The organism is Sorangiineae bacterium MSr11954, from assembly GCA_037157815.1.
Lineage (GTDB): Bacteria > Myxococcota_A > Polyangia > Polyangiales > Polyangiaceae > Pendulispora > Pendulispora albinea.
In genome coordinates this window covers 1,019,246-1,036,757 of sequence record CP089984.1, presented here as the reverse complement: position 1 = coordinate 1,036,757, position 17,512 = coordinate 1,019,246, and the positions used below count along the sequence as shown (strand labels likewise).

Below are 17,512 nucleotides of genomic sequence, written 5' to 3'. Positions count from 1 at the left end.
TCCGGCGCCATTTTACGCATTCAGCGCCTCGACGAGCACATTCGCGAGACCGCGGCCCGCGGAGCCGTCACCATCCAACGTCGGATTGTAAATCGCGATCTCCAACCCCACGCAACGGCCGCTCGCCAGGGCCACTTCGAGCACCGTTTTCAGCTCGTCCCACGCGAGCCCATCCGGCATCCGATATTCGACGGCCGGCATGATGGCGTCATTCAAACAGTCGGCGTCGATATGAACGAAGAAGCCGTCGAGCTCCTTGCGCGCGACGTGATTGACAGCCGCTCGCGCGGCGCCTTCGATCCCGAGCTGGCGCACGGTTTCGAGCGGGAATGCGCGAAGGACGGCCGGGAGCGGCTGGCTGCCGTAGCGCACTTGATCTTCGGCATCGCGGAACCCGAAGGCGACGACGTCTTCATCGCGCACCAAGGGCCCTCGCCCTTCGAGATCCGTCAGGAGCTCGGGTCCATATCCGGTGGCGAATGCCAAATCCATATCCGCGGCTTCCCCCGTGGGGCTCGCCTCGGGTTGATAAAAGTCCGCGTGGCCATCGATGAACAAAAGCCCAAAACGACCTCGTCGCTTGAGCGCCAAGGTCGATCCGAGCACGATGGAGCAATCCCCGCCAAGCACCACCGGAAACTCGCCAGCCTCGATCACCTTTTCGACGGCATCAGCGAGCCGGGGGCTCCAGTCCGCGATGGCTCGAGCGTTCAGGGTGTGCGTCTCGGGATCGCGCACCGATTCGAAGGGCGGGGTATCGAGCCGAGCTGCCCGCCGCGCGTGGATTCGCTCCGCGAGACCATGCGACAAAAGACGCTCGGGCAATGTCTCCACCCCCGAGGGCCTCAAGCCTAAGATCGAGGGGGCTTCGATGATGGCATAAGGCCGCGCGCCGAATGAATTCGTCATGAGAACCTCCTGCGTACCGTGGAGCAAAAGGCGCACCAGGGTGCTCCGATGACCTCGATACGAGGAGGCGCCGTCGATCCAATGAGGCGCTGCGAGCGCGCCATCATCAATACAGATTGCGCTCGAGCTTGATCAGAATGAACTCATTGTCGTCGGGCAGGCCCAAACCTTTGTGGCGTCCGATGCTGCCCGGGTAGTTGTTGTCGTTGGTCACGGCCAAGAGGCGCGGACCCAGCACGAGGACGCTCTCGATGGTCTGGAAGGGGAACGCGAAAGGATTGCCCAAGCCCACATCACCTGCGAGGCCGGTTCCCGACGAGAGCAGCAAGGTATCGGGAATAGCATTCAAGTCGAGGAGCTCCGTCTTGGTGACCGCCCCGGTGGTTCCAGCGGGCAGCTCGACCTGGAAGAGCCGTTTCCAGCCTTTGATATCGCCTTGCGTGTTGTCGCGCTCGATGACGATCCCCTTCTTGTCGCCGAACAAGATGAATTCACCAATGGCTTCGCCGCGCGCAGACTGCGGATACGTAAACCGCGTTCCGGTGTAGCGACGGGCCACCGTATCGAACTCATGGATGAGCAGCTGGCCCGCGGGATCGCCGGTGAGCGTCTTCTCCAGCAATGGATAAATCTTCTTGCCGTCGGGCGAGATGGCGAGCCCTTCGAAGCCGCCGCTGGTCTGCGCGCGAACCGCGTAATCGAGGGTGGTGCGGCGGTAAGGCCAATACATGCCGGCCATCCAAGGCGTATTGTTCGTGTCCTCGAGGGCCTCGGTGACGGGGGCGTTGATGTCGAGGGGCTGAAAGTTGGTGCCGTCGTCGCAGTACGATTTCCCGCCCGCGTCGAGGCCGGTGGGGCAAATCGAGAAGTCGCCGAACAAGTACACGGTGCGAATGTACGGAAAGCGCTCTTGCACCTGGAGCAAGGTGCGAAAATCGAAGCTCTGGATATCGGCGCGATCCTCGAGCCCGCGATGAGCAATCAAGTTGCCAATGGCGCTCACGAACTCGCCGGGCCCCTTGGTGGTGTCGGGCTGGCGCGGATCGAGCTTCGTCTCGACGTTGAAGCGCACGCGCGCCGCGTTCTTCCAGCGCTTGGCGGCGTTCGGGTCCGATTTGCCCGCGCCGGTCTTGTAGTACGCGACATAGAAGTCCACGAAGTCGAACACCTGCTCCAAGCTGGGCATGACGTAGATCCCGTCGTCCGGAGATCTCTTCGTGGCCCAATACGCGCGCGACACCGGCGAGAGCGCCGGATCGTTCGACTGAACCCCGCCGCGGATGACGCCGTCGTTGAGGATGGGGTCGGCGCCTTGGATGTCGGCGAAGGTGACGTCCTCGATGTGGACGGGCAGCGCGCCGCCGCTCTTGCGGCGGGACTTCTTCGGCTCGCCGGGCAGGGCGCCTCGGAAGTCGCGGTCATGGTACATCACGGGGACGTTGTCCGCGGTGAGGCCGCAATCCATCTCCAAGGTGGTGACCAAGTTGTCGAGGCCCGCCTCGTAGGCGGGGATGGTGTTCTCCGGCCGGAGATCGCGCCCGCCGCGGTGCGCTTGGGCGTCGACCTTCGCGGGATCGATGAGGCCGTTCGGGTCGAGGTAGTCGCCGGGCTTGCCGTCTTTGTTGGCGTCGTACGCGGCGATGGTGGCATAGAGGACGTCGGGGCGATCGGAGATGATGCCGTTCACGCCCAGCTCGAGCAGCTCCTTCATGCGCGCCGCATCGTTCACCGTCCACGCCACCACCGGGTAGCCGGCGGCTTGGATGCTGGGGAACGAGCCGGGGCTCTTGGTGAGGCGCACGATTTCATCGTTGGCGGCCACCAGGCCGGTGTCGCCGTTGGGGCCCGGCTTGTTGGGGTTCGCAAAGTTGTCGCGCTGGGTGTTGAAGCCGCGGTTGCCGGAGGGATCCGCGTCGACCACGTGCACGTGCCACGGGGAGAACACGGGCGTCTTCTTCACGCCGTGCGCGCGGCCATGCGCCTTGGCGGCGTTCATCACGCGAATGGCGGAGGCCTCTTCCAACCAGGGGTTTTGCGGCGAGCGCACGAACTGTCCCGGGGTCTGCGGATCCGGGAGCGGGTACGGCGGATCGAGCAGCTTGCCGGACGAGTCGAAGTGGAGCAAGAACGGCCCGAACTCGTCGCCGATCCAGAGGGTGCCGTCGGCGGCCACCCGGAGCGACTCCAGATCGAAGTCGGCGCCGGTCAGCAGGCGCGTCTGCGTGAATTGGTTCACGATGGTGAACTTCACCTTCTTGTCCGGATCGCGGAGCTCGAGGTAGCTGAGCACGTCGACCCCGCCGCTGCCGCCGCTGCTGGTCTTGAACGAAGGGCGAACCCGATAGATGCGCAGCAGCGCGTCGGCGGAGTTTTCAATCGCGCCAAACCCATTGTCGACGAGCGAGTAAAACGAGCCGTCGCCCAGATCGACCAAGGACGAGAAGCCTTGCACGGGCTGCGAGGCCCAAAATCCGCCCGTGATTTCGCCCGACGGCGGGCCAGGCGCAAAGGTCGCGGCGGGGAGCACGGCGCGCCCCACCAGCCCCGGCGGATCGCTCTCCGAGACGCCCCATTTATCGACCTTGGCCTTCGCGCCGTCCTTTCCGGGGGCGCCGTCTTTCCCGGGCGCACCGTCTTTCCCTGGCGCGCCGTCTTTGCCAGGGGCGCCATCTTTCCCAGGGGCGCCCGGCGCACCCATTTTTCCGTCATCGGCCGCGCATGCGGCCACGAGGAACGAAAGAGCCAACAGTCCAATGGCCGTCCGACGAAATCGCATCATGGTCTTCTCCCAGTGCCATAAGCCCAGAGCGCCCGCAGCTCCTGCAGTTCCCACGGAAATGAATGGCTCAGGCGACGCGATGCGAACGGTGCCGGCTCCCGGTGACGACTTCGGTGCGGTTCGGAAAAGAATCTGCGAAGCGCCGAGCGCTCGGCCGAAGAGGGCGCCCGAGGATGGCCATGACGCCGGCATGACCACGACCATGACCTTCGTCGGATGGTAAATGACGGGCGCCGCCGCTACGTTCCTGCGCCCTGGAGGTCTCGATCGCATCGTTCGAGCGACGTTCGACCGGGCGCCGTAGCCGTCGTATGCATGATACACGCACGATGAACGCGATGGACCGTTTCGCCGCTAGGGCGCCGCGTCGCCAATGCGCAGCTCGATCAACTCGCCGGATCTCCAGCGGGCGACCACCGGGGTCGACGATTCGTACCACCGCGAGGCCGAGCCGCCCCCCGGTGGCGGTCCTTTCATGACCGAAGCGCGCCCCGTGGCCTGCGACAGGATGCGCTCCGCGGACGATACGGCGCGATGCGTGGAATGCGCCCTCGCGCCCACGACATAGAGGCCGCGGCACGTCTTCGTCGCGTCGAGCGCGAGGTAAATGATGGTCTCCTCGCGGGCGATCCAGACGCGGTTACCGTCGGTGGTCGCCGGCGCGGCGAAGAGCTCCTCGGCGATCGCTCGATCGGCGCCGAGGACGGGCACCTTGGCCCGCTCCGATAGGGCCCAGGTTTCGGCTTCTTTCGCCCGGCGGACGAGCGCTTCGTCGCCCGGAGCCAGCGCGGGCGTGCGCGCGGCGCCGGCGGCGATTTCACGGAGCCGCTGCAATCGCGCCAGCTTGCTCTCGCCGGCGATCTCGGAGGGCGCGAAGGACGCGAAGAGCGCATCCCGCGCCGCTCGGGCGCGCTCCGCCCGAGCGGGGGTGGCAGCGACTTCGTTTGCACGACGGGTCGCCTGCAGGCGGCATACATCGTCCTTGCAGAGCTCCCCCAGGTGATCGTGGGCCGCGGCGAGCGCCTCGGCGATCTCCGGATCGGTCTTCTCGAGCGACGGGAACCAGCGCTCCATCGCCGCGATGGCCGGCGCCGGCGTGCCCTCCGCGATCAAACGGCGAGCCTCGGCCAGACGCTCGGTCCGCGCCGACCCAGCGGCATCGGCCGCGCGGGATCCTCCCCGCTTGGAGACTTGGTCGAGCATCTCCCATCGTGCATCGCCCGTCGCGCTCTTGGCCTCGGCGAGCAAGACGGCGTCTTCGGCTTCACCCACGTCGTCGTCGTTCGCAAAGGGATGCGCCGCCTTCAGCGCATCGACCACGAGGCGTGCGCGCGCGACGTCTCCCGCGGAGAGCGCGCGGTCGACTTCACCTTTGCGCGGTTGCGCGATGACGCCCACCAGCAGAAACACCCCGAACGCGCCGGCCGCCGCGACGCCGAGCACCTTCTCGAAGGGCCGAAGCCCCCGAAAGCGCAGCCCCGGCTGGAACGAACGGAGCACCGCGCCCAGGACGGGGATGGCCAACGCTAGGGAGAGCAGCCACAACGCCGTGATCCATGAGCGGATCGCCTCGAAGTAAGGCCCGGAGCCGCGCAGCGCGCCCATGAGCACCCCGGTCGCCATGGCCAGCGCCACGCCCATGGCCGCCCATGCATACAGGCGCGCGCGAATGGGACCGAGCGCCGTGCTCCCGCGACCCGGCGCGAGATCGGTCCCCGACAGGACGAGGGTCCCCGTCGTGCCGGACATGCTGAAACGCACCTCACGGTGCACGGCGGCGAACTGGATGTACTGCTGCCGATGGACCCGCTCCTCCGGCGCGAGCCCGCCCGTCTCCGCGAGGGACGTTCGCGAGAGCCCCTGGCGGTGAACCGGTCCGTTCGCCGCGTCTTCCGCGAGGACGCGAAACGAGGCCAAGTCGCCCACGGTGAGCAGACGATGCTCCATGAGCTGCGGATACATCGCGAGCTCGGAGATATTGGGCTCGATGCGCACCGACCACCGCGACTGCTGCTCGTACGTGAGCCACGCGTGCTGGTATCCACTACCAAGGCAAACATTGCAGCTCGCTTGGCCGCGGTTGTCGCAGCTCCCGCAGCGAACGTCCCCGCGGCCGCGGCACGCCTTGCAGTTGATGACGCGGCTGCTTCGCTCGTAGTGCTTGACCTCCTTGCCGCTCCCCTCGCAGCTCGAACAAGGCGCGCGCTTGCTGCCTGCGCATCGGTTGCACGGTCCCCTCCCCGCCCCCGTGCATTGGTTGCAGGATGCAATGTATTCGCTCGCCGCGCGGAGCTCCGCGACGGAGACGCCGTACGGGTCCACGCTGCGCGGATCCAAGCGCGGATAGGAAGCGCGCCGCTCGTTCGATGGCGCGCGCACCTCGCGAACGACGCGCCGTACGATCTCGGTGGCCAGGCGCTCGAAGATTTGGTCGCGAACGTCGACCGCGGTGATGAGCCGATCGAGCTGCCACGGTGCCCCGAAGACGCCCCGCGCCCACGCGGCCGCCGCATCGTGAATGCTTCGGGCGGTCGGCGGCACGGCCGAGGGGCGCGCGAGCGATGCTCGGCAAAAGGAGCACACAGCCGCATTTGCCGGCAGGCGCGCGCTGCATCGATCGCACAAAACCGCCGAGGAGCCCGAATCTCGCGTGGAGCGCATGCCGCCTCACCAATCGATGTTCACGACGCCGGTCTGCCCCTCGGTGAGGACGACCGTGGTGGTATGGTTCCCGACAAAACGATTTTCGACGCGAATGGTGTGGGGGCCTGCGTTCAAGGTGAGCGTGCCCGTGGCATCGGTGCCGGCCGCCGTGCCATCGACCGAGATGCGTCCTCCCGGAAACGCAAGGAACGAGACGGAGGCTGGCTTGGAACGAGGCGCCGGCGGTGGGCTGGGCGCGGGCGCGGGCTTCGCGTGCGAGTCCGAGTCGGAATCCAAATCCGAATCCGGCTCCGGTGCCGGCACATACCGGCCGCCGCCACCACCGCGCCCGCCTCCGCCGCTACCAGAATAGTGACTTCGATGGGACGAGTGCGACCGATGCGAGCTGTGCGATCGATGTGCCAGCATCATGCCCGTGGCGTGGGTCTGCGGGAGCGTAAGGAGAAGTGGATCGCCGTCGTCGTCTTCGTCCTCCGGGCGCCGGGCCACCTGGGCCGCCGCATCGGGCACGAGCAAACCCGATGCACCGGCGCTCGACAGGGCGGCGATCAGTGCCGCGCTCAAAGGGACGAGGATCCGTCGTACGGACACGAGACTCGTAGGATGAGACGATGGGCTCGAACCCGTCAATCCGCTTGATCGTGTTTTGAAATGACCAACGGGGTCTTCCAAGGGTCCAATGACGTCATCTGAACATCGCCAAAATTCGCGACGTCGCGAGTGGGCGAATCAGGGCAACGAAATCGGGCGAATGCCGCGGCTCCTTCGCAAGGAGGACGAGGCGAAGAAGCCGCCGCACGCGGTTTTTGCGGAGCATGTGTCGCAAACATCGAAGTAGGTGTGCTTCCAGTCGGAAATACTTTTTCGCGCGAAGCCGTGAAGTGAGGTGTCCAGCACGCAAAGTGGGAGATTGTAGATGGATACATTCATCCCCGCACGGTGCAGATGGTGGACGGCCTCGCCCAGCTGCTCGCGGTAGTCGAGCGGATCGACCCAGAGGGTATCGAGGTTGGCGCGCGCGAACCCGGTGAGCTCGAGGCCCATGATGGCCACATGATCGGCGAAGAGCAGGTTCCGGGTCAGAAAGTGCGCGAGCTCCGGGAGCCTTCGGTACGTCTCGGCGTGAACGACGAAGCGGATTTCGACGCTCACGCGACAACGTTTCAAGTTCAGGATCCCTCGAAGGGTCTGCGAAAAGGCGCCGCGCGCCTGAACGACGTAATCGTGCTCCTCCGGTAAATCGGAGTAGATGGGAATGCCCACCATGAGATCGGGGTGCCCCACGCGCCCGAGGCTTCGCGCGAACGCCAGGTCCGAGAACCGGCGGCCGTTCGAGAGGATGTGCACCGCGGTGCGCGGCAGGTGCTGCTCGAGCAGGCGCACGAGCTCGATCAATCCATCCCCCAGCAGCGCCGGCTCGCCGCCCGTGATCCCGAGCTCCTTGGTCTCGGGCGCCATCAGCGGGACGACCGCGCGGAGCTCGTCGAGCAGCCACGCATCGTCGTGCGTTTTGGGCGGCTGCGAGCACATGACGCAGTAATTGTCGCAGCGCTCGGTCACCAGGAGAGAATTGGACGGCGAGCTCCGTCGATACAACGCAGCAATGGCGCCCCGCCGGGGATCGATGCGCACTACATCGCCATGGGCAAGGTAGCGCATGGCTGCGCCGAGCCGATACATGTCGCGCGGCGCCCCCCCTGCGGACGCACCGCCGCCGCGCCTGTTGCTGCCGCCGCCCTCGTAGCTGCCTGCGCCGCCAAGCAAATAGGCGCGAAAGCCCTCCGGCAAGGTATCCGAAGCTTCGCGGAGCAACAGGATCTCGCGATCGCGCGCCGCCTCGGGCGCGTGCGGATCCTCGCAGATCCGTCCAATGAACGGGCCCTCCGAGGGGACGGACAACGATTGAAGATGGCGCCCGGAGAGCTCGAGGAGCATGGTTACACCCACCCCATGAGGATGCGCCTTGCCTCGGGGTCATCCTCCAGCAACGTGATGAGATGGCGCATCACCCCCATCTGCTTGGCGCAGAACGCGCTGAACGCTTTGTGCCCCACGGGATCGCCAGATGTCACCTGGTGAAAAACGGGATCGGCCCCGCAGCAGGCGAGAAATGGGCAGTCGCTGCACATGGGGCTGCTCTCGAGCAAGGTGTCCTGAAGGATCCCCACGAAGGCGTCATTGGTGAGCATGGCCTCGTACGTATCGGAGCCCAGATGGCCGAGCTCGAACGTGCCATCGCCCATTTCGGCGAGCATGCGGCCTTCGTCCGATGCGTACACGGCGCCATCGTAATTGTAGACGATACCGCCGATGCCGATCCCGGCGGGCGACTGGAGATCCACGTACGAGGAGCCCTGGGCGGAGAAGAGCTTTTGCAGAAGAATGGTCGTATATTCTTCCTGAAACGCGCACCCGCGCCGATTCAGCTCGAGGATGTAGGCGAGCCCTCGCCGGTAGAAGTCGAGCCAATCGTCGACGCCGTATTTGCGCACCAGGCTCGTGCGAACGGCAAAACCATAGGGGCTCAAGCTCCGCAGGAAAATGCTGCGAAAGCCTTGCCGGACGTACTCGTCGACGATCGCTTCGACCTGTCCCAAGCTCGAAGGGGTCGTCGTCATCAGCGCGCTCACCGCATCGTGGCCGAGCGCCGCGCGAACGCGCCGGATGCCCTCGAGGACCCGCGCATGGCTCTTGCCGCCGCGAAGCGGTCGATGCGCATCGTGCTGCGCTTCGGGGCCGTCGAGCGAGGTCGAGAAGTGAATACCGTACTGTTTGCAGAACGCCAGCATGTCGTCGGTGATCCGGGCCAGGTTCGAGGCGATGACGAACTGCAGATCGCGACGGTGCTCTTCGTTGAGCGCCGTCGCGCGCTCGACGATGAACCGAACCAGGTCGAAATGAAGGAGCGGCTCGCCGCCTTGGAATTCGATCTTGATGCTCCGCGCGGGGCTGCGAAACGTGAGCGCGAGGGCCCGTTCGGCGTGCTCGCGGCTCATGTCGAAGGCCGACTTGTCCTCGGTCTGGCGCGAGACTTGGCAATAATGGCACGAGTGGTCGCACCGCAGGGTGACGACGAAGATATGCAAGCCGGTGAAGTCGGCGATGCGGTCCGCGCGCGTTCGGTATTTCAAGGCGAGGAGATCGAGCGCGCACTCCGAGTCGGCGTCGAACAGAAAATGGCGCACCTTGAGCGCGCGGTAGACCTCCGATGCGGGCGAGAGCTGGTGGCGGGCAAAGGCAACGAGCTCCTCGCGCGCGAGGACGACGTGCTCCCCCACGTCGTTCATGACGACATAGCGGCGTAGGTCGAGCTGTCCAAAGCGAAACGGGAGCAGCCGGTAGCTCCCGCCGCCGCCCTTCGGTGCAAAGTGCTCGCGTCCATGAAATCGAGGGCCCATGGCCGTCAATCGTGGCGAACGAGGTTCGTTTTGGAGAACGCGTGGGCCAGGATGAGCGTGCGCACGGGCGCGATCTCCTCCGCGATCGCCTCGCGCAGCTCTTGATCGAGGAGCTCTTGAAAGAGCTGTCGCAGAACCTCGCGGGCCAAAGGCTCCGACATACCCGGTTTGAAGGCGATGGTGACGTCCACGCCGTTCTCCGCGGGCGCGCCGAGGATGACGGTGCAGCGATCGGCAAAGCGGTATGCGGCTTTCTTGATCGCGGAGAGGCGATAGCTCCGGAAATCGAGCGTCGTTTGGATGCTTCCGTCCAGCCATTGGAAGGTGTCGGCCACGCGACCACTTTATCCCCGGACGATGGGCCGCGCTCGCATTTGGTGAATGGATGTACTTACGCCATGAATTGCAGGGCACGAGCCGATGCCGCCCGTCCCTTAGCGCGATGACGCGAGCCGGCCAATCTCCTGCCCGGCGACGTCTTCCTCGCGAAGCGACCTTCCATCGAGCTCGACCCATGCATGCGCCGACAGACGAGGCGCGAGGCCGCGCACCGCAATGACGACCTCGGCTCGGGGGGTGCGGGCGGCCACGGTGAGCGCGCGGCTCAAACAGGTACCGTGGCCGTCGACCACGGCCAAAAGGCGCGCGGCCTCGTCGCGATCGTCGATGGGGCGCATCCATCGCGCGACTTTGTCGACGAGCGCTTTGGCGCGTACGGGCGGATGCACGCGCAAGGCGCACCAGGCGAAGGCGTGGAGCAGGTGGTTCGCGACCAAGCTGGACGCGCTCGCCGTGGTGCTCGGGGTTCTCATCTCGCTTCGCTCGGGCTCGATGGTATCGGACGAAGCCGCCCGGCGCCACCCGAGACGCGGCGCGAAGCTACTGGGCGAAGCAAAGGGGCGAGCCGCCGCCCGGGTAGCATGTCACTTGGCGGGTCGCGGTATCCGAGTGACCGGCGCCGTCGGAGACGGTGAGCTTCGGGTTGAAGGTCGTCACCCGGGTCACCGTGTATTTGTGGGTGCTGGTGACGCCCGATCCCTTTTGCCCATCACCGTAGTCCCACGCGTACGACGTGGCGCCGCCCGTCGAGCTCTTGCCGTCGAACGCGCAGGGCGCGCCGAAGTTGGAGCAGGTGACGGTGAACGACGCCGTCAGGGGATCCGGCTCGTTGTTGATTTGCGCCTTCACCCAATCGCCCATATCGTTGTTGAGGCGGCCGTAAACGCTGTACCAGAAGAAATCGCTCCGGCTCCAGGAGGCCACGCCGACAATCACGTTGTCCACGATGAAGGGACCACCGCTGTCACCCTTGAGGATGCTGATGTGGCCGTCGCTGTAGCCGGTGCAAATCATGGTGGCCACTTTGAACCCTGCGCCCACCCCGTTGCAGTTGTCCGGCTCCACGATGGGCAGATAGGCCTTCTCGAGGGTGACGTCGCGGGTCTTATCGTTCTCGTCCTTCATCCCGTATCCAAGCCCGAATCCCTGTTTGCCCGGCTTGTTCAGATCTTGGTGCTCGGCGGCGGAGGTGGCGACCTTGGGGTAGACGAACCCCGGCGGAACGGGGATATCGTCGGCCACCGTCACCATGGCCACGTCGTAACCTTGGTCGAAGTTGACGTACTTGGGGTGCTTTTTGTAGTCGACCACTTTGGTGCGGAAGCCGCCGGATTGGTTCAAATCATCGAGCCCGTAGAGGTAGCTCTTGTCGCCTGCCGCGTCCTTGCAGTGCGCGGCGGTCAGGATCTTGCGCGGCCCCACGATGGAGCCCGTACATGTCTGCCCTTGCGGGCGGGTTCCGCCTTCGCGCAGGCCCGCGATGATGAACGGATAATCCGATACGTGCGCCTTCTCGCCGCCGCGGAAGTCGACGGGGCCGCCGCTCGGAAAGGGCGCTTCGTCCGTGGGGGCCATGGCGATGCCCCGCTCGGCGCCGACGGCCTGCGACGCGCTCGAAGCGCCTTCGGCCGCGAAGGTCCCCGAGTCCGACGCCGAGCTGCACGCCGTGGCCGAGGCGAGGAGGATCCCGAGTCCGGCAACGCCGGCTGTCTTGCTGCTTCGGTTGGGTTTCATTGCCATACTCCTTCGCTCGAGGCCGTCTCCGTCGACGTCGTGGATTCGAATGTCTTTTTGGCGGTGTTCACCGCTTTGTACGCGTCGATGTTGCCGGCGCCGTACGTGTTGTTGGGGATGGTGGAGCCGCTCACCCCTCCGCACGTCTGGGTGGACGTTTTGGGGGTGGCGGTGCTGGTGACCAGCTTCGTGAGCTCGTCGACTTTGCCGCGCAAGGTGGGCACGGCGGAGATGACGAGGGCAATCTCGCCGACCACGTGGGGAGAGGCCATGGAGGTCCCGCTCATGCTCGAATAGCCATTGCCGGGGTAGGCGGAGCGGACGGAGACGCCGGGGGCCGAGACATCGGGGCCCAGGCGTTGGTCGAGCTTCGAGGGACCGCGGCTGGAGAAGGAGGCGATGGTGCCGTTTCGATGATCGACCGCGCCGACGGACAAGGTCTCGGCGCTGATGGTCGCCGGTTGATCCACGATGGATCCGCAGCCCGAGCCCGAGTTGCCCGCGGCGGCCACGAAGACGATGCCGGCCGCGCGAACCGACTTGAGGACCTGTTGCAGCTCGCTGCCCTGGCAACCTTCGCTCGCCGGGCACCCCCACGAGTTGTTGATGATGTCCGCCGCCTTCGAAGGATCGGCCTTGTCGGGCTGGCCTTGCGGATACGGCGCCATGAACCACTCGGTGCACTCGATGTAGGTCGAGGGCTTTCCGACGTTCGCATCCATGTTGCGGCAGCCGATCCATTTGGCGCCGGGCGCCATTCCAATTTGATTGCCCGCGCCATCGTCGCCCACCATCGTTCCGACGGTGTGCGTGCCGTGGCCTTGGTCGTCGCAGGGGGCGGTGGTGTCGTATCCGCAGGTGTTGCCGGTGCTCGAGCCCTTGTGAACGGCGTCGTGCCAGCTGTAGGAGTGGTCCGCCGTGGTGCCATTCCAGCCGCGGTAATGCGTTTTGAGCGTCGGGTGCGTCCAGCTGACACCCGTATCCGAGCTTCCGATCACCACGCCGGTGCCGTTCGCGCGCAGCTCGCTCCAAACGCGCGGCGCGCCGGTGGCGGTGATGTTCGGCCCGACGGTAGCGATGGCCCCCGGCTCCGCGCCGTCGCGATCGACCAGCGACTCGGACTCCTGCACGAGCTCGCGCCGAATCGGCCGGTCGAGCATGAGACGTGCGACATCGGCTCGCGCCGCGAGCTTCTGCAAAAGCGCAGGGCTCGCGTCGGTCACCAAAACGGCATTGACGATGTGGAAGGGCTTTACGTCCGCGCCCTGCCGATGGAGCCACTCGAGGAGCGGCTTTTGCGCGCTTTTGGCGTGGTCCACGAGCCGCGTATGCACGGAGGCCGTGCGTTCCGCTTTGGTGGCGAAGGCCTCGCTCGGCGCGAGATCGGCGGAGCCCTTCAAAAAGACGAGGACCGAGGAGGGCGCGTGCCCGACGGCCATCGCCGCCTCGACCCCATCGCCCAGTGCTGCCGTGGATTCGTGGGACTCATCGGACGGAGTACTGCACCCGACGAAGCCGGCCATCATGCTGAGAACCGCTGCGCCAACTCCAATTCGTTTCATTGGACAACCTCCCCAACTTTAATTTCGACCGCGTTTAGAATTAATTGCGTATACAACACGTACAATTCACCCGACCCCGACCCTTTTTCACGCGAGTTGCGCGGCGAAGAGGCTCGTCGGGCGAAGGCCAAGGGACCGGGTAAAGCCCCAGCCCGAGCTATGAATTCCTACGGTTTTGGCTACGTCAGACTCTCGTTTCGGTTGCGGCCCAAATGCGACCAAAATACGACTGCGACCAGGATGCGACCAGGGTCCGCAAGAGTATTCGCAGTACATCGGATGCCCACATCGCACCCACCCACTGCAAACCTGCATTCGGAGTGACGGCACCCGCTGTCTAGCATAGTTTATAATCGTGTCTGTTATTAAATCACCGCGCGCGTTCTTTTGTCCGACCGCCGCGATGACGCGCAATGCGCGTTCGCGCGAGCTCCCATTTCGTGCCACCCCGGCGAAATACCAATGAAAGGCCGATTGTAGAAACCCTGTCGCAACGCGTCACGCAATAAGACCGCTTCAAGACCACTTTGGAAGCTCAATCGTTCGAGGCTGTCACACGCGGTGCGCGCCGATGAGCAACGAGGGGCGCAGACAATACCACCTGGACGCATCACCCACGCGGCGCGCTCACCGGCGCGGTGTCCATCGATGACGAGGGTGGCGCCTTTTGCGGCTCGTCCTTCTTTCGAGATCGACTCGTCGATTCGAATGCGCACGTCGCAACCCGCAAATGCGCAGGTCGAAGCGGGTAGTTCTCGGAAGGTCGAAGCGCCGTCGAGGACATGCGCGCAATTCATCTATCGGCGGAGCGCGAGGCGGAGGTGCCTCGACGGGGTCCCTCGACGGAGATCCCTTCGACCGAGATCGTTCGACGGAGCTCCCTTCGACGGAGAGCCGCGTCGGGGTCGAGGCTCGAAGACGACGCGGCCACGCAGCGACGCGGCGGTAAGGCGGAGCGGATGCGCTCGCGCCCTCGCCGCGCGCGCCACCAACTGTAGCAAACGAACACGACCGGGGGTGGGCGTGGCATTTTTGCGCGTCCGGCAGGTCGGCATTTCGCTCGGCTTTTCGGCGGTCCACGCGAAGGTACGCCCATTGCACACACGCAGCGCATGATGGGCGAGCTTCCGACCGAACCCCTTGAAGGCGCGATGCTCACCCACAACGTGAAGCTGGTTCGCCGCGTCGCGCAAGGCGGCATGGGGAGCATTTGGCTCGCGCGGCACATGGGGCTGGACGTTCCGGTGGCCGCGAAGTTGATATCCGGTTCCACGCTCTGCAAACCGTCCGCCGCGCTCGAGCGCTTCGCCCGGGAGGCGCGGGTCACGGCGCGCTTGCACCACCCGAACGTGATTCAGATTCTCGATTACGGCATTTCGGCGCGCGCCGGTGGGGTGCCTTACATTATCATGGAGTACCTCGAGGGCGAGGAGCTGGAGCACGCGATTTCGACGCGCGGGCGGCTCCCCTTGGATGAAACCGTTTCCATCGTGCAAACCATCGCCGACGTGCTCGAGCGGGCGCACCAGCAAGGAATCGTTCACCGGGACATCAAACCCGGGAATGTTTTCCTCCACGGACCCGATAAGGTCGTGAAGGTCCTCGACTTCGGCGTCGCCCGAGACGAGAAGGATCTTTCGACCCGCACCACGCAGGCGGGTGAAATCGTCGGAACACCTTTCTTCATGAGCCCGGAGCAGTTCGTCAAACCCAAGGAAGTCGACCACCGATGCGATCTATGGGCGCTCGGTGTGCTGGCCTACGAGGCGCTGGTCGGCCGCGTTCCCTTCGAGGGCATGACGCCAACCGCCGTCTACCTCGCGGTCCGCAGCGGGCAGCATGCACGGCCGAGCCAGTTGGTGCCCGAGCTGCCGCCGGCCATCGACGCGTGGTTCCGCGCGGTGTTCCAGCCCGATCCCGCGCGGCGATTCGCGTCCGCCAAGGCCATGGCCGACGCGCTCGCCCGCGCGGCTCGCGCAGGCAGGTCCGCGGGCGCCGCCAACGAGCGCGAGAGCGCGGAGCCGCGCGGAGCAAGCGGCCCAAGACGGTCGCGGATCGTGGAGCTGGTTCGTAAACGCAGCCGCCCGGCGGCCATCGTCGTCTCGGTGTGCGCGCTGGCGTTCGCGGGAGCGTTCTTGGGCGGATCGTCGGCGTCGAGCGCGCCAGCGGCCCGCGCGCTCGTGGGCTCGGGGGCGGCCCTCGTGCGAAGCTCGGTCCATGTCACCCCGCTTTCCATGAGGGTCGCACGGCAGCATCGTGAGGGCGAGGGCGAGGCGGCGAACGCGGTGAACGCGACCGACGCAGCGGGCGAGATGGCGGAGGAGCCTTCCACGCCGCGGGCGAGCACCACGCGGTCGGAGCATCGGGTGCGACCGACGCGGCGGCGTCCCCCGCATGAACCTACATCGTTCTTCTTTTTCCGTTGAGAACGGCGGCATATTTTTTCGAGCGCGCCCTCTCGGGGACAATCATCGTAGTCGGTATTCTTTTTGGTGCATTCACGGCACGCGCGGAGCCCGCGACCGCGGTCTCCGCCGAGGAGCGGGCCGCCATCGTCAAAGAGCGGCAGCTCGGGTTGGCCTACTCGGACCCATGGCTCCGCCTCCTTCTCTACCGCCAGCACATCGATGGGCTCTGGGTGAGCCAAGTCGATGACGATGCGTTCTTCCTCTCGCCCAGGGGCCGGGCCAACCCGCAAGCCGAGCTCGAGGCGACATTGCACGCGTTCTTCGCGCCCGTGGTGGCCGGGGCCGAGGACGCGCATGCGCTCTGCCGTTTCGCCGCGCGCCGGGCGTGGGTGGAGGAGCAGCTGGTGCCGCGCGGGAGCTTGCCGCGGGTGCGCTGCCCGAAGCTCACCAGCTTTCAGGAGAAGCTCGACGCGGCCTCCGTATCCATCGTGTACGCGGCCAATTATTTGAGCAATCCGGCTTCGGCGTTTGGACATACCTTCATGCGGATCGACCGGCGGACCTCGAACGGCCCCGGTGGCTCGGGCGGCACGGGGGTGAGCTACATGGCCAAGACCGATACCGGCAACCCCCTCCTCTATGCGTTCAAGGGCCTGGGCGGTCTCTTCCCCGCCTACTTCACCTTCGAGCCCTACGACGCGGTGGCGGCTCGCTATACGGAGGACGAGTCGCGCGATCTCTGGGAGTACAAATTGGCGCTCGAGCCCAGCGAGATACGGCTCTTGGTGCTGCACCTCTGGGAGCTCTCGGAGATTCGCATTCAATATTTGTATCTGACGGAGAATTGCTCCTACCACGTCCTGGCCGCCCTGGAGGCCGCCTCGCCGCGGTTCGATCTCCTGTCCAAGTTGAATGTCGTCGTCTTGCCCGGGGATACGATCCGCGCGCTCACCGATTCGCCAGGTCTGGTGCGCGGGGTGGACTACCATCCATCCCTTCGAAGCCGGCGCACGTCCCCGGCGACGGCCGACAAAGCGCCGGACCGCGGACATGGCTCGATGCGGGTCACCTTGGGCACCGGCGCCACCACGCAATATGGGACGGGATTCGCGACCTTCGGGTATCGGCTGGCCATGCACGATCTGGCCGATCCCGCGGACGGCACCCCGGAGCTGGTGCAGCTCGAGATCCTCGACGCGCAGGTGCGGCTCGATCTCGCCCGGCGCGTGCTCACGCTCGATCATCTGACGTTCGCCGAGGTGATGTCGCTCACCCCGCTCACGAGCTTCGAAAAGAGGCCGTCCTGGCGGGCGGTGGCCTTCGGGACGCGGCTCCACGATCGCGGGTGCCCCGATTGTTTTGCGCACGGGATCGAGGGCGGCCTTGGTTTGACCCTCGCCACCCGCGATGGGCGCGCGGCGCTCTTCGCCATGGCGGACGCTTATATCGCGTTCTCCGCGGGGTTCGATGGCGTGGGGGGGAGCTTCGTGCGCATCGGCGCCGGTCCTTATGGCGGGCTGCGACTTCGGCTGCCGGGCCGCACCTTGGCGCTGCTCACGGGCAGCGTTTCGTATTTGCCGGGCCAGGATCTCTCGAGCACGTACGACCTTCGCGCGAGCGTGCGCACCGAGCTCGGAAAGAACGTGGCCGTGGGCGTCCAGGCGGCCAAGCAGCCGCTCTCGATGGAGGCGTTCTTCAGCTCTTATTTCTATTTTTGAG

General features: G+C 65.7%; 12 protein-coding genes. 2 read left to right on the top strand and 10 right to left on the bottom strand.

Translation table 11 applies throughout. The features are described 5' to 3' along the window. Positions 1-12 precede the first annotated feature (12 nt). The 10 genes from LZC94_04210 to LZC94_04165 all read right to left on the bottom strand — a co-directional run bounded on the left by LZC94_04210 (position 13) and on the right by LZC94_04165 (position 13,385). Positions 13-909 carry an arginase family protein gene (locus LZC94_04210; GenBank protein ID WXB16485.1) on the bottom strand — a complete coding sequence of 299 codons (897 nt, stop codon included), beginning with the start codon at positions 907-909 and terminating at the stop codon, positions 13-15. 106 nt (positions 910-1,015) lie between these two features. Further along, positions 1,016-3,688 (bottom strand): esterase-like activity of phytase family protein, encoded by a 2,673-nt coding sequence (locus LZC94_04205; GenBank protein WXB16484.1) that lies wholly within the window; start codon positions 3,686-3,688, stop codon positions 1,016-1,018. A gap of 354 nt (positions 3,689-4,042) precedes the next feature. Then, complete coding sequence (locus tag LZC94_04200) at positions 4,043-6,349, bottom strand: hypothetical protein (protein ID WXB16483.1); 2,307 nt, start codon at positions 6,347-6,349, stop codon at positions 4,043-4,045. 6 nt (positions 6,350-6,355) lie between these two features. Next, a complete protein-coding gene (locus LZC94_04195; protein WXB16482.1) occupies positions 6,356-6,943 on the bottom strand; it encodes a hypothetical protein in 588 nt (195 codons plus the stop codon). A gap of 138 nt (positions 6,944-7,081) precedes the next feature. Further along, positions 7,082-8,287, bottom strand: coding sequence for a His-Xaa-Ser system radical SAM maturase HxsC (gene hxsC, locus LZC94_04190; protein WXB16481.1), 1,206 nt, complete (start codon positions 8,285-8,287; stop codon positions 7,082-7,084). Positions 8,288-8,289: 2 nt separating this feature from the next. Next, a complete protein-coding gene (gene hxsB / locus LZC94_04185; GenBank protein ID WXB16480.1) occupies positions 8,290-9,750 on the bottom strand; it encodes a His-Xaa-Ser system radical SAM maturase HxsB in 1,461 nt (486 codons plus the stop codon). A 5-nt stretch (positions 9,751-9,755) separates the two neighbouring features. After that, complete coding sequence (gene hxsD / locus LZC94_04180; protein ID WXB16479.1) at positions 9,756-10,085, bottom strand: His-Xaa-Ser system protein HxsD; 330 nt, start codon at positions 10,083-10,085, stop codon at positions 9,756-9,758. A 99-nt stretch (positions 10,086-10,184) separates the two neighbouring features. Beyond that, positions 10,185-10,562 carry a lasso peptide biosynthesis protein gene (locus tag LZC94_04175; GenBank protein ID WXB16478.1) on the bottom strand — a complete coding sequence of 126 codons (378 nt, stop codon included), beginning with the start codon at positions 10,560-10,562 and terminating at the stop codon, positions 10,185-10,187. Between the two features lie 67 nt (positions 10,563-10,629). Then, positions 10,630-11,823, bottom strand: a complete 1,194-nt coding sequence (locus tag LZC94_04170; protein WXB16477.1) for a trypsin-like serine protease — start codon at positions 11,821-11,823, stop codon at positions 10,630-10,632. Then, positions 11,820-13,385, bottom strand: coding sequence for a S8 family serine peptidase (locus tag LZC94_04165; protein ID WXB16476.1), 1,566 nt, complete (start codon positions 13,383-13,385; stop codon positions 11,820-11,822). The genes LZC94_04170 and LZC94_04165 overlap by 4 nt, the downstream gene beginning before the upstream one ends. Before the next feature lie 1,151 nt (positions 13,386-14,536). Between LZC94_04165 and LZC94_04160 the strand changes: the two genes are divergently transcribed. Both LZC94_04160 and LZC94_04155 read left to right on the top strand, forming a co-directional pair. Further along, a complete protein-coding gene (locus LZC94_04160; protein ID WXB16475.1) occupies positions 14,537-15,811 on the top strand; it encodes a serine/threonine protein kinase in 1,275 nt (424 codons plus the stop codon). Beyond that, positions 15,808-17,511 carry a DUF4105 domain-containing protein gene (locus LZC94_04155; protein WXB16474.1) on the top strand — a complete coding sequence of 568 codons (1,704 nt, stop codon included), beginning with the start codon at positions 15,808-15,810 and terminating at the stop codon, positions 17,509-17,511. Before LZC94_04160 ends, LZC94_04155 begins: the two co-directional genes overlap by 4 nt. Position 17,512: the final 1 nt, after the last annotated feature.